This is a genomic window from Streptomyces violascens, assembly GCF_014649955.1.
In the GTDB taxonomy this organism is placed as follows: domain Bacteria; phylum Actinomycetota; class Actinomycetes; order Streptomycetales; family Streptomycetaceae; genus Streptomyces; species Streptomyces violascens.
In genome coordinates this window covers 159,064-171,233 of the sequence record NZ_BMUA01000018.1, presented here as the reverse complement: position 1 = coordinate 171,233, position 12,170 = coordinate 159,064, and the positions used below count along the sequence as shown (strand labels likewise).

Sequence of the window (12,170 nt, the reverse complement as noted above, 5' to 3'; positions counted from 1 at the left end):
CCAGCATCCTCACACCTCCGCAGCCCCTGCACCCACAGAACTAACGAAAAACTCAGTAAGAGCTGTTCCGTTAGTGAGGTGTGGCGCTCCTTGAGCATCCCTACTTCTTGCTCAGGAGGCCCAGCTCTGCTTGCTCAGCTCCCCGCCGCCTTGAGGAGTGGATCAACGGGCGCAAAGATGGAAGGCGTGTCGAAAAACAGGGGGAGCGCAGTGAGTCTGGGAACAGTGGCGGTAACAGGAGCGGCGGGCACCATCGGTTCCGTGGTGCGTGAGGCGCTACGACACGAGGCGGCACGCCTGGTCCTGCTCGACCGCGTACCGCTCCGCCCGGAGGCCGAGAACGAAGACGTGCACACAGTGGACCTGCGGGACGCCGCCGCAGTGGAATCGGCCCTCGCGGGAGCCGACCGCGTGCTCCACTTGGGCGGCCTGCCCGACGAGGCTCCTCTCCCGGACCTGCTCGAAGCCAATGTGCTAGGCACGCACCACGTCCTGGAAGCGGCGCGGCGCACGGGAATCAAGCGGGTGGTACTGGCGAGCAGCAACCGCGTGACCGGCTTCTACCCCGCCGGACATCTCACCGACCCACAGGAGCCGGCACGCCCCGACGGCCTCTACGGGGTGAGCAAGGTGGCCGTCGAGGCCCTGGGGCAGTTGTACGCCGACAAGTTCGGTCTGTCGGTGATCTGCCTGCGTATCGGCAGCTTCGAGCCCCTGCCTACCGAGCCCAGGCACCTGGCGACCTGGCTGAGCCCGCTCGATGCCGTCGGCTACATCCGAGCCGCCCTGACTGCACCGTCCTCCATCCGCTTCGTCACGGCGTACGCCGTCTCCGCCAACAGCCGCCGCTTCTGGAAACTCCCCGACGTGACGGAACTGGCTTACGTCCCCGTCGACAACGCTGAAGCCCACGCTGCGGACATTCCCGGGGATCTTTCAGCCGATCCGACCGGAGCCCAGGCCGGCCTCTACGCCGAGCCCGAGTTCACCCTCAAGCACCTTCGGTCCTGACGCATATGGCCGTCGCATACGAGGATCGACGGGATCGGGCCGCGTCGGGACCCCCCGTGGGGGCTCATCGACCAGGTCGGTCCTGCGGACCGCCCCTCGCTGACTGAGCCAGGAGCTCGCCCCGCGCTGGCGTTCGCCGGATAGCGTGTCTGCGCAAGGGATTCCCGTGGATGGGAGATGGCGCGCGGTGGGCTGGGAGCAGGCGTGCGAACCCTGCCTTGCCCGGCCATCCACGCCCGCCGCTTCAAGGCCCGCCTGCCCTGCTGCACGGGCAGCCCCGTCCAGGACAGCTCGCGACCGGCTCAGCCTGGGCGTGTTCGGCGGTTGCTCAACTGTTTGGGTGTTGAGCGGGTGCTGCCTGTGGTGTTGGTGCTTGCGCCGGGCGTGAGGCGGCGGTCGTGTCGTCTCCTTCTTGGCGGGCTGGGTGCCGGGGCAGCCGCGACGCGGGCAGCAGGCCGAGAGCGGCGAGTGCGGCCAGGATCAGCAGAGTGGAGCTCATGGTTGAAGCAGCGGTGCCGGTTGCGCTGGCCGCGACGGCGATGCCGAAGGTCGGCCCGATGTTCATGGCGGTCTGCTTGAGTCCGCTGACGACCCCGGCGTACCCGGGCGGCGCGTCACCAACGACGGTCCCGGTGGCGGTGACCATCACGGTGGCGAACCCGGCACCGATGGCGGCAAAGGCTGCAGCCATGGCCATCCATGTGCTGGCGGGACCGAGCAGGGACAGCCCCGCGATGCCGACCACGACGAGGACCGTACCGGCGAACGCGGTGCGGCGCGCACCGTACCGGCGCAGTGCGGCGACCGCGGCGGGTGAGCCGAGGACCATGAGCACGGTCAGCGGGAGTACGAGCAGACCGCTGGCGAGTGGGTCGAGTCGAAGTACGTCCTGGAGGTAGAAGGTGGCCCTGAACAGCGCGCCGAACAGGCCGACGGCGGTGACCAGCAGGATCGCCATCGACGCGGTCACCGGTACGGACCGCGCCACGGCTGGTGGAACGAGCGGGTGTGTGGTGCGGCGTTCGTGCCAGGCGAGCACCGTTGCGACGCCGATGACGGCGAGGATTTCGAGCAGCGTCGGCCCGGCGGTCCACCCCCGTGCGGGTACGTCGGCCAAGGCGTGGACCAGGATGGCGAGCGCGACCGCCATCAGGCCGGCGCTGGTGAGGTTGAGCCGTGGAGAGTTGGCACGCTCGGGTGCCGACGTCCGTACGGCGAGCGCGAGGACGGCGATGACGAACGCGAGGGGCACGTTGACCCAGAAGACGGCGCGCCATCCCAGATGAGCCACGAGAACACCGCCCAGGAGCGGACCGGACCCTGCCGCCACCGCAATCGCACTGGTGCGAATGGCGATCGGCCTGCCGAGCCGGTCCGCGGGATACGCCAGCCGTAGCAGCGCGAGCGTCGCAGGTTGGAGGAACGCGGCGAACCCGCCCTGCACCGCACGCAGGACGATCACCCAGCCGACGCCGGGCGCGAGCGCGATCCCGGCCGAGGCAGCCCCGAAACCGAGGACGCCGACGAACAGCAGGCGCGGGTGCCCGTACCGATCCCCGAGGCGCCCGGCGATCACGAGCAACGCGGCCACGGCGACCAGATAGCCGGTGCTCGTCCACTGGATCTGCGCCATGCTCGCGCCGAGATCACGCTGCATGCCGGGCTGCGCCATGAGCAGGATGGTTCCGTCCAGTGCGACGATCGCCGCGCCGACCACGCTGACCAGAAGTGCGATCTGCCGCTGTGCGGGGGCGGTCATGAGGTCACCGGGCCGAGATGGGCGTCCAGAACTGCCGCGATGAGCCGGTCGCGTTGGTCGTCGCCGGGGTCACCGCCCAGCGGCGGGGCGCCGAGGGCGAGTTGCAGGCTGCCCCAGGACCACAGCTGGGCCATACCGTGCAGGTTCGACCACAGGGCGGCGGCGGTCACCGCAGGCGGCGGGCCGGCCTCCTTCGGCCCGTCGGCGCGTCGCGCGGCCTCCCGCTCCGATAGGCATCGGGAGACGAGTCCGGCGAAGTGCCCGAACAGCGGGAGGGTCGACTCGCGCAGCCTCGGTTGGTCCGATGCCTGCGCCGCGCCGTCGAGCAGGTCGTGCCGCCACATGAGCTCGAACATGCCGCGGCGTTCCAGTGCGTACCCGACGTACACCCGCGCGAGGGCCTCCAACTGGCCGCGCGGTGTGGTCGCGCCGGCGACCGCGGCCTCGAACATGGCTGCGAGGTCCTCGAAGCCGCGACGGCCGATAGCCGAAAGCAGCGCCTGGTGCGTGGGGAAGTACCGACGCGGCGCCCCGTGCGACACCCCCGCTCGACGGGCTACTTCCCGCAGACCCACGGACGCGGAGCCCTCGGTCAGCACGAGGTCGACCCCGACATCGATCAACCGCTCCCGAAGGGAGCTCTCATCAGTCATAGACAGTGTCTACCAAGCATCTGTAGACACTGTCTACTCATTGGGTGAGTGATCATTCTGCTCAGCGGGCGGCGGGGTCCGCCTCGGCTCGCTCGCTCACGGAAACACGCTGACCGGGAATGGTCACGCCCAACTGTGCGACATCCCGTGAGTTCCTCTGAGTTCTACTGAGTCCCCAACTCTGTGGCCAGGGGGCGCTTTCTTCATCATGCAAGCCGTCCGCTGACTTGTGAGGCCACTTCGGGATTCGTGATGCGTTCTCGGCCTCTCTGACGGCTCGGCGGTCTGATCGAAGGTGAGGATGCGCGATCGGCGTTGGCGGTGGTCCGGGATCTGCGTGACTACCGGGATCCCGGGCTCGGTGGGGGTGCGCAAGCAGTCGAGACCGATGTGCTGGGTGCGCCCTCAACCAGCTCCACGCGCATCAAGCTGGCAATGCCGCCGTGTGGCGGGTGCAGGCGGAGCCGAGTAAGCATTGCGCTCTGTCAACAGTCTCGCTGTGTGGTGCAGTTGTTTCCTCGTCGGCCGAGGCAGCTGGTTCGGCCGGTAGATGCGTCGCGACGGGAGTCTGTTCCGTTTACCCGGGACCGGACGCAGGCGACGGCCATGACGGCGATGGGTTGCCCGAGCACAATCCCGAGCAGGACAAGGATCAGTCCGCATATCTGCTGCAGGGTGAGGATCTCTTTGGCGATGACGGTGCCGAGCAGCACGCCGGTGACCGGGTTCAGCAGCCCAATCAGGCCGACAGCGGCTGCCGGCAGACGGCGCAGGCCGGCAAACCAGGCAACGAAGGCGACCGCGGTAGCGACGACGGTGACGTAGGCGAATCCGAGGATCGCCCTGGCATCGAGGTCGGGCGGTGCTCCTTCGCGGACCACGGCCAACGGGAGCACGACCAGGCCTGCGGCAATGAGCTGCCAGGATGTCGAGGCGAGGACGTCGACCTCGGTGCTCCACCGCTTCGCGAGCACGTAGCCGAAAGAGGACGTCACCATCGCTGTGGCCGATGCGAGGACGCCGAGTGCGTTCAGGGTGACGGTGCCGGTGAGCAGCATCAGGCATACGCCTGCGATACCGATGCCGCCGCCCAGCAGCGGCAGGCCGCGGGGGCGCTCCGCGATCACGGCCCAGGCGAGCAGCATCAAGACCACCGGTGAGGCCGCCATGATGGTGGAGGCAATGCTCGTCGGCAGCAACTGGGCCGCGAGGTAGATCAGAGCGAAGAAAGACCCCATGTTGAGGGTGCCAAGCACCAGCGATTTCCACCACCACGCCCCGTGGGGCGCCTGCCGGCACAGCGCCAGCAGCAGGACCCCTGCGGGCAGAGCCCTGATCGCCGCACCGTAGAGCGGATGGTCGGTGGGCAGATATTCGTGGGTGACGAAGTAGTTCGTCCCCCACGCGACCGGAGCGATCGCCGTCACTAGCGTCCATCGCATAGTATCTTCCATGGAAGGAATATAGCTTCCCTGGAAGCTATAATGAAGCCGTGAACGACTACGAGGACCACGTCGCCCGCATCCAGGCCGAGTGGGCTCGCGAGCGTCCAGATGTGGATGTGAGCCCCCAAGGCGTGATCGGCCGTCTTCATCGCCTCGCCAGCCTTCTGACCGAGCAGCTATGCGTGGTCTACCGGCGTTACGGATTGAGCGAGGGAGAGTTCGACGTCCTGGCGGCGCTCCGGAGAGCCGGGGACCCCTTCGAGCGCGCCCCGGGCGAGCTGGCCACGTTCACCATGGTCACCACAGGCGCGATGACCAAACGCATCGACCGGCTCGAACGCAACGGGCTGGTCACACGACGCCGGTCCGCCCAGGACGGGCGGGGACGCGTGGTCGCACTCACCCCGGCAGGACGGGAGCTGATCGACCGGGCCTTCGCCGACCATATGAGCAACGAACGCCGCATACTCGACGAGCTCGGCCCCGACGAGGCCACATGTCTCGAAGCACTGCTCACCGCCTGGCTGGCACGTGTCGAGCTTTCTCCCGGCGCATCCGAGTGACTGGACTCCTTTGAATGCCACGGCCGAAGCTCTTCGGCTCGCTCAGCACCCTCGCGTTTCGCCCAAACCCACGGATGCACCGACCTGAAGCACACCGGAGGACCCGTGGGTTCACACTGAAGAGCCTTCGGTTCCCTGAACCCGCGGGGATCTGGTGAACATCCCCCAGGTCTGGCTGCCTTTGTAGCGGGCTTCCCCGACGGTGATCGTGCGATTCGGGTTCTCCTGCAGCAGGCGCCCCGCCGGGGGGCCAGCACGCTGTGGAAGATGTGGGCCGGGCTCGGCGGCTGAGCCTGCGGCGGGGTGCGGGCGAGGAGCACCGGCACGTGGTCGGATCCGCCGCCGCCCGGAATCGTCGCGGTGAACCCCGCGGGCAGGCCGTGTGTGACCGCGTAGTCCAGCTCGCTGGCTCGTCGCCACCGATGTACGTCGGCCGGTTGGTGCGCAGCAGGGTCTCATCGTTGCAGGTGCAGCGTCTGGTTGCGGGCCTGGTCGTTGGTGCGGTTGAGGATGTTCACGTTGAAGTCACCGGCCAGGACCCAGTTCCGGCGAACTTGGTCCGACGTGGCCATAAAGGTGCGGACCTGGTCGAGCAGGCCGGGCATGCCCTGCCGCCCGGTCACGTCCTCGCCGCGGGCGTGCGTGTTCCAGTACCAGGTGTCGCCGAACCGCAGACCGAGCAGGGGACGCGCCCGGTAGCGGTTGTTCGGGGCGTTCGGGTTCGGGTTCGGGTCGTAGAACGAGTTCTCCAGCACCCGGACCTCATTGGCCGGGGTGTCGGTGACCGTCGCCAGGTTCATCTGGCCGCGTCCCACGTGCCCTGGGTCGTGGTGCCGATCCTGCGGGGGTCGGTCTGCAGGTAGTACACGTAGCGGTCGCTGCGGTTCGGGCCGGCCCTCCGGCCAGGTCACGAACGTAACGGAACTGGGCTGGGGATTGCGTTCGGAGTGAGCCGGATGCCGCGGTAGTTGGTCCGGTGATCATCTCTGGCCAACGGCGGCCCGGCGCCCGCCTCCTGCAGCATCACCACCGAGTTGGCCGCGGCCAACGGCTGGACCTCCGACCGCCGCCGTGAGCCGTCTCCGAGCCGTGCATGTTGCACGTCGCGAACGGCGAACTCCCGTCCTCGTTCACCGCGTACGCCGCCGTCGCGGTCAGTGTCAGGTTCGTGGCCAGGGCCACGAGCACGGCCACGACAGCGGTAACAGCCGCACTCCACCGCCGCCCGCGGCCCCGGAGCGCCGCCAAGGGGAGATGGGCGGCCGTGATCGGAAAGCTCTGCCCGATGCGCGGGCGTCGGCGCCGCCGCGCCGGAGAATACGGTGCGTATGCCTCAACGTTCCCTTCTGTCGGGATGCTTGAGAACACCACGGCTCCGCCGTCGGCCGGGAGCCGGCCGACGGGCTCGCCGTCCAGAGTGGCGCTGGCGAACGCGTTTGTCACGACCTTGTTCGTAGCGAACATGTTCGTTATTTTGAGGGTATGACAGACCACCCCGCCACCCCGAGAAGCCGCCGGGAACGCCCCGCCAAGCCCGCGCTGACCCGGGAGGGCATCGTCACGGCCGCCGTGGAGATCATGCGGGCCGAGGGCCTGCAGAAGGTCACCATGCGCCGCCTGGCGCAGGAGCTGGACACCGGCCCGGCCTCGCTGTACGTCTACCTCGCCAACACCGACGAACTGCACGCGGCCGTCCTGGACCGACTGCTCGGCACGGTCGGGCCGGCACCCGCCGGGGGCACCTGGCGCGAGCGGCTGGAGGCGCTGCTCACCGCATACACCGTGATGCTCTTCGAGCACCCCGCCCTGGCCCGCGCCGCCCTGGTGGCCCGCCCGAGCGGCGAGCACTACCTGCGCCTGGTCGAGACGCTGCTGGCGCTGCTGGCCGAGGGGGGCGTCCCGGCCGCGCAGGCGGCCTGGGGCGTGGACGTCCTGCTGCAGCACGCCACCGCGACCGCCGCCGAACACGCCACCCGGGCCCAGGCGGCCGAGGCGGAGGCCGACTGGGACGCCCTCACCCGCGCGCTGCGCGGCGCCTCCCCCGACACCCATCCCCAGATCGCAGCCCTCGGCCCCCAACTGATCGCCGGGACTCCGCAGCAACGGCTCTCCTGGAGCTTCCAGATGCTCCTCACCGGCATCACGCACACACCGACTCCGGACGCCTGACCGAGCACCCGCATCGATTCGCAAGGAGTACCCGTATGACGACCCATCACCCGATTGCGATCGTGGGTGCCGGCCTCGGCGGCCTCACCCTGGCCCGTGTCCTGCACGTGAACGGCATCGCAGCCACCGTGTTCGACCTCGACGCCTCACCGGCCGCCCGCACCCAGGGCGGCATGCTCGACATCCACGACGACTCCGGCCAGGCCGCCCTGCACGCCGCCGGCCTGCACAAGGAGTTCCGCGCCCTGGTCCACCCCGGCGGCCAGGCGATGCGGATCCTCGACCGGCACGCCACCGTCCACCGCACCGAGGAGGACGACAGCAGCGGCGGCCGTCCCGAGGTCGACCGCGGCCACCTGCGCGACCTGCTGCTCGGCTCGCTGCCACCGGGCACCGTCCGCTGGGACGCGAAGGTGACCGGCGCTCGCCCGCTCGGCGGCGCACGCCACGAGGTGACGCTCGCCGACGGCCACATTTTCACCACCGACCTGCTGGTCGGCGCGGACGGCGCCTGGTCCCGGATCCGCCCGCTGCTCTCCGACGCCGCCCCCGCCTACACCGGCGTGTCCTTCGTCGAGTCGGACCTGCTGGACGCCGACGCCCGCCACCCCGCGAGCGCGGCCGTGGTCGGCGGCGGGATGCTCTTCGCGCTCGGCGACGGCAAGGGCTTCCTCGCCCACCGCGAGACCGACGGCAGCCTGCACCTCTACACCGCCCTGACCGTCCCCCAAGAGTGGATCAACAGCATCGACGTCACCGACACCGCCGCCGCCAAGGCGGCCGTACTGGCGCACTTCGCCGACTGGGACCCGAGCCTGCGCGCGCTAGTCGCCGACGCCGACGGCGCCCTGGTACCGCGAGCGATCCACGCCCTGCCGGCCGGCCACCGCTGGGACCGCGTCCCCGGCGTCACCCTGCTCGGTGACGCCGCCCACCTGATGTCCCCGTTCGCCGGGGAAGGCGCCAACCTCGCCATGCTCGACGGCGCCGAACTCGGCCAGGCCATTGCCGCCCACCCCGGCGACACCGAAGCCGCCCTCACTGCCTACGAACAGGCACTCTTCCCCCGCAGCCAGACCGCCGCCGCGATGTCCGCCGCCAACCTCCAGACCTGCTTCCGCGCCGACGCCCCGCAGGGACTGCTGGACCAGTTCACCGCCCACCACCAGGCAGCCTGACCCCGCCCATCACCCGACGCACGGCTACCCCCCTGCCCGGCCTCCCCATCACGATCCGGGAAGCCGGGCAGAGCAACCCCCGATCCGCACCCTCCCGCGGCGGCGGAACACGCGAGCCCGGCGCCTGATCTGGGCCAGCCGGGCTGGCTGTGTCACAAGGGAGCCGCACCGGGCCTACTCCCTGTCGTCCCCACGGTCCTCGTCGGCTCGCGGCGGTCCAGAAGTGGGTGGACGAGACCTCGACCAACACCCCGCAAGTTACTACCGGTCACTCTGCCCTGGTGAGAGAGCTTCCTTAAAGGCACCCAATGTGTACGGCGATAGGCGCTGCATGTCGCGATGGCGTCCATGCTGACGGGCCGCAGGTGTTCAGTCGGCCAGCGCCTTCAGGATCAGGTCGAACAGCGTTGCGCGCTCCTTGGCAGTGAGCGTGCCCACGGTCTCGTCGAGGACTTCGTCGGCGATGCCGGATCCCGCTTCGTAGGCGGCGAGTCCGGCTTCGGTGAGGCGGTGGCGTACGGCCCGTCCGGCGCCGTCGACGCGTTCGATGAGGCCGCTCTTGATCATGCGCTTGGAGAGTTCACCCATCGACTGATCGGTCTGGAACGTCGCCTCGGCCAAGGCGTGCAAGGACAGGTCGGGGCTCTGGTGGATGCGGCGGAGCACGTCCCACTGCACGAGAGACACCCCGACCTGGGTCGTCAGCCGCCGATTGGCCTCGCGGTGATGGCGCCACTGAAGTCGCTTGATGGCCAGACCGACGTCTTGCTTGGAAGGCATACCCACCAGCTTAGGAAGCAGGCATCACTGATGCAAGGTTGCTTATCTAAGGAACCTGACCTAAGGTTCCTTAGGTAGCTCTTCACGACAGGGAGAGGATCATGACCACCAACGTTCCGGCCGGCAGCCTGCGGCCCACCCGTTCGAGCACCATCACGGTCAACGGCGCCGGCATCGCGCTGGCCGATCGCGACCGGACCCGTCCGTTCCTGCTGCTGCACGGCGGTGGCGGGGTCGCGACCATGACGGGCTTCGCCGACCTGCTCGCCGAGCGCACCCACTCCCGGGTCCTGCTCCCTACCCATCCGGGCTTCGGTGGCACCGTCCGGCCGGCGTCCCTCGCCAACACCAAGGACCTCGCGGCGGCGTACGTGGGGCTACTTGAGGAGCTCGACGTTTCCGACGTGACCATCATCGGCAACTCGTTCGGCGGCTGGATCGCTGCCGAGATCGCGTTGCTGAACAGCCCGCGGGTCAGCGGTGCGGTGATCGTCGACGGTATCGGCATCGAGGTCCAGGGGCATCCGATGACGAACGTGACCGGCCTCGCGCCGGCCGAGCTGGCCAAGCTGTCGTTCCACGACCCGGCCAAGGCACCTCGGCCGCCGGCCACCGGCGGCACCGGCCCCAGTCCCGACGTTCAGGCGCTGGCCGCTTACGCCGGGCCCACCATGTCGGACCCGACGCTGTCAGAGCGCCTCGCGGGGCTCGACCTGCCCGTCCACGTCATCTGGGGGGAGAGCGACGGCATCGTCGATCCCGGCTACGGCCGTGCCTACGCCGCCGCGCTACCCCATTCGACGTTCACGCTGCTGCCCCGCTCCGGTCACCTGCCTCAGGTTGAGACGCCCGAAGAACTGCTTGGCGCGATCGACGACCTCGGCCGCTGACCCTTCCTCGAACACCGCAGCTCATCGAAGGGACCAGAGCTCATGACCACGCCACTCACCGTGACTCGCATCGCCCACGCCAGCCAGCTGATCACCCTCGGCGACCTCCGCGTTCTGACCGACCCGTGGTTCACCCAGAACGCGACCTACTACCCCGGCGAACCAGTCGTCCGCACCGTCGAGACCCTCGGCCCCCTCAACGCCCTCGTCATCAGCCATGAGCACTACGACCACTGCGACCTCGACGCTCTCGTCGCCGGCGGCTTCGACCTGAGCACCCCGCTGTTCGGCCCGGGCACTGTCACCGCACTGGCGGCGACCAAGGGCTTCACCAACCTGCACACCATCGAGGCATGGGAGACGGCCCGCGTCGGCGACCTCACCGTCACGGCGACACCGGGCAAGCACGGCGTGCACGAGGTCACGTTTGTCATCGCCGCGCACGGCCGAACCGTCTTCTTCGGCGGGGACTCACTGCACATCCCCGAACTCGACCAGATCCCCGAGCGCTTCGACCACATCGACCTGGCCATCTTGCCCGTCAACGGACTCTGCATCCGCCCGGCCGGTCTACGGCAGGTGGTCATGGACGCCGAACAGGCCGCCGACCTCACCGCCGTGCTGAAGCCGACGCTGGCGGTGCCGCACCACTACGCCTTCCACAGCGGCTTCCTTGGTGATCGCATGATCACCAAGGGCGACCGCGACCCGCGTCACTACACCGACGCGTTGGGCCGCATCGCCCCTGAGATCAACACGCGGATCGTCCTGCCCGGGGTCGAGGTGACGGTGCCATGACCAGCGAGCGCGACGTCATGCCCGAAGCTGACGACCTGTCAGCCGCTTGTCGGTGGCTGCTGTTGGCATTGTGATGCGGGTGGCAGAGACTCGGTGAGCTTTCGTTCGGCCGGGCCGGCGGTGTCACGGCGGGGGGCTGTGAGAACCTACAGATCTGTGGGGATCTCGGATTCCGTGGCCGACTCTCAGGTGTAATGGCCAGCCCGCGGCCGAACGGCCACGGGCGCGAGACTGCCCGCCCGGAGCCAGGCGGAAACGGGGACAGCGGTGCTGACGGGCGAACCGTCCGTGCAACGGAACCCCCGCTAGGAACCCGGTTGTGCGACCACCCCAGTCAGCCACCAAGCGACGATGAGCCCGCCCGGCAGGACGACCAGCGCCGTGATGAACATCCAGGTGACCGCCGGAGTGGTGCGTGCGGCCAGCTTGCGGCACAGGGACAGCGCCAGCACGAAATAGAGGGTGAGAGGAATGAGGAGCAGGCCAAGGCCGGCACCCACGGCGTCACGCCCCTTCTATGGCGCAGGAGTTGAGGCTGGACCGGGGACTTCGATACGTGGTGGTTTCCCTGATGCCTTGCCTTGACATGAGCTACCCCCATTTTGAACGCGTTCAGTTCGGGGGTGGATCATAGCTCCGGGAGTGCAGGGCGTGGAAACCAGCATCCGCCTGGCATCCCCCTCCGCTGCGCCCCATGCAGGGATCGGAACACGGCTGTGAGACTGGGCAGACGGGACACAGCGTGAGACATCCGGCGTAGTTGCAGATCGCAGCACTGCCTCGGGATGCGAGCCGAGAGAACCTACAAGATCCAGCCTATGCCGCGCCTGGGTCCTCGGCACCTCGCCCACTACCGGGAGCGCCCCAGACCAACCACAACGCTCGGCCCGCTCGGCAAGGCCAGATCACGTCACCGGAGCGGTC

13 protein-coding genes are annotated in these 12,170 nt (G+C 68.9%); 6 read left to right on the top strand and 7 right to left on the bottom strand.

Features of this window, described 5'->3' with window-relative positions; all coding sequences use genetic code 11:
- Positions 1–210: 210 nt before the first annotated feature.
- Positions 211–1,011: an NAD-dependent epimerase/dehydratase family protein gene (locus IE206_RS29370; RefSeq protein ID WP_229853249.1), complete on the top strand. Its 801-nt coding sequence runs from the start codon at positions 211–213 to the stop codon at positions 1,009–1,011.
- Between the two features lie 328 nt (positions 1,012–1,339).
- Here the strand turns inward: IE206_RS29370 and IE206_RS29365 are convergent, their stop codons facing one another.
- From IE206_RS29365 to IE206_RS29355, 3 genes are all read right to left on the bottom strand, one after another.
- The gene (locus IE206_RS29365; protein ID WP_189967315.1) at positions 1,340–2,770 is read right to left on the bottom strand and encodes an MFS transporter; all 1,431 of its coding nucleotides are present in this window, start codon (positions 2,768–2,770) and stop codon (positions 1,340–1,342) included.
- The gene (locus IE206_RS29360) at positions 2,767–3,423 is read right to left on the bottom strand and encodes a TetR/AcrR family transcriptional regulator (RefSeq protein ID WP_189967313.1); all 657 of its coding nucleotides are present in this window, start codon (positions 3,421–3,423) and stop codon (positions 2,767–2,769) included. The genes IE206_RS29365 and IE206_RS29360 overlap by 4 nt, the downstream gene beginning before the upstream one ends.
- 485 nt (positions 3,424–3,908) lie before the next feature.
- Positions 3,909–4,865 (bottom strand): DMT family transporter, encoded by a 957-nt coding sequence (locus tag IE206_RS29355; RefSeq protein WP_229853252.1) that lies wholly within the window; start codon positions 4,863–4,865, stop codon positions 3,909–3,911.
- A gap of 50 nt (positions 4,866–4,915) precedes the next feature.
- On the opposite strand from IE206_RS29355, the gene IE206_RS29350 reads away from it, so the two are divergent.
- Positions 4,916–5,431 (top strand): MarR family winged helix-turn-helix transcriptional regulator, encoded by a 516-nt coding sequence (locus IE206_RS29350; RefSeq protein ID WP_189967309.1) that lies wholly within the window; start codon positions 4,916–4,918, stop codon positions 5,429–5,431.
- A 455-nt stretch (positions 5,432–5,886) separates the two neighbouring features.
- Here the strand turns inward: IE206_RS29350 and IE206_RS29345 are convergent, their stop codons facing one another.
- On the bottom strand, positions 5,887–6,246 hold the full coding sequence (locus tag IE206_RS29345; protein ID WP_189967307.1) for an exonuclease/endonuclease/phosphatase family protein: 360 nt from the start codon (positions 6,244–6,246) through the stop codon (positions 5,887–5,889).
- 208 nt (positions 6,247–6,454) lie between these two features.
- Positions 6,455–6,895, bottom strand: coding sequence for a hypothetical protein (locus tag IE206_RS29340; protein WP_189967305.1), 441 nt, complete (start codon positions 6,893–6,895; stop codon positions 6,455–6,457).
- Positions 6,896–6,913: 18 nt separating this feature from the next.
- Here IE206_RS29340 and IE206_RS29335 point away from each other — a divergent pair, with 18 nt between their 5' ends.
- Positions 6,914–7,600, top strand: coding sequence for a TetR/AcrR family transcriptional regulator (locus IE206_RS29335; protein WP_189967303.1), 687 nt, complete (start codon positions 6,914–6,916; stop codon positions 7,598–7,600).
- Positions 7,601–7,635: 35 nt separating this feature from the next.
- Complete coding sequence (locus IE206_RS29330) at positions 7,636–8,778, top strand: FAD-dependent oxidoreductase (RefSeq protein ID WP_189967301.1); 1,143 nt, start codon at positions 7,636–7,638, stop codon at positions 8,776–8,778.
- 369 nt (positions 8,779–9,147) lie between these two features.
- Here IE206_RS29330 and IE206_RS29325 read toward each other — a convergent pair whose 3' ends face one another.
- A complete protein-coding gene (locus tag IE206_RS29325) occupies positions 9,148–9,558 on the bottom strand; it encodes a MarR family winged helix-turn-helix transcriptional regulator (RefSeq protein WP_189967299.1) in 411 nt (136 codons plus the stop codon).
- Between the two features lie 101 nt (positions 9,559–9,659).
- Between IE206_RS29325 and IE206_RS29320 the strand changes: the two genes are divergently transcribed.
- Positions 9,660–10,448 carry an alpha/beta fold hydrolase gene (locus tag IE206_RS29320; protein WP_189967297.1) on the top strand — a complete coding sequence of 263 codons (789 nt, stop codon included), beginning with the start codon at positions 9,660–9,662 and terminating at the stop codon, positions 10,446–10,448.
- A 42-nt stretch (positions 10,449–10,490) separates the two neighbouring features.
- On the top strand, positions 10,491–11,246 hold the full coding sequence (locus IE206_RS29315; RefSeq protein WP_189967295.1) for an MBL fold metallo-hydrolase: 756 nt from the start codon (positions 10,491–10,493) through the stop codon (positions 11,244–11,246).
- Between the two features lie 305 nt (positions 11,247–11,551).
- On the opposite strand, the gene IE206_RS29310 is transcribed toward IE206_RS29315, so the two are convergent.
- A complete protein-coding gene (locus tag IE206_RS29310; RefSeq protein WP_189967293.1) occupies positions 11,552–11,746 on the bottom strand; it encodes a hypothetical protein in 195 nt (64 codons plus the stop codon).
- Between the last annotated feature and the right edge of the window lie 424 nt (positions 11,747–12,170).

Bases quoted from the DNA above. Each gene is read 5' to 3' on its own strand.
- IE206_RS29365 (WP_189967315.1), bottom strand. From the start codon at position 2,770: ATGACCGCCCCCGCACAGCGGCAGATCGCACTTCTGGTCAGCGTGGTC.
- IE206_RS29360 (WP_189967313.1), bottom strand. From the start codon at position 3,423: ATGACTGATGAGAGCTCCCTTCGGGAGCGGTTGATCGATGTCGGGGTC.
- IE206_RS29355 (WP_229853252.1), bottom strand. From the start codon at position 4,865: ATGCGATGGACGCTAGTGACGGCGATCGCTCCGGTCGCGTGGGGGACG.
- IE206_RS29340 (WP_189967305.1), bottom strand. From the start codon at position 6,895: ATGTTCGCTACGAACAAGGTCGTGACAAACGCGTTCGCCAGCGCCACT.
- IE206_RS29335 (WP_189967303.1), top strand. From the start codon at position 6,914: ATGACAGACCACCCCGCCACCCCGAGAAGCCGCCGGGAACGCCCCGCC.
- IE206_RS29330 (WP_189967301.1), top strand. From the start codon at position 7,636: ATGACGACCCATCACCCGATTGCGATCGTGGGTGCCGGCCTCGGCGGC.
- IE206_RS29325 (WP_189967299.1), bottom strand. From the start codon at position 9,558: ATGCCTTCCAAGCAAGACGTCGGTCTGGCCATCAAGCGACTTCAGTGG.
- IE206_RS29320 (WP_189967297.1), top strand. From the start codon at position 9,660: ATGACCACCAACGTTCCGGCCGGCAGCCTGCGGCCCACCCGTTCGAGC.
- IE206_RS29315 (WP_189967295.1), top strand. From the start codon at position 10,491: ATGACCACGCCACTCACCGTGACTCGCATCGCCCACGCCAGCCAGCTG.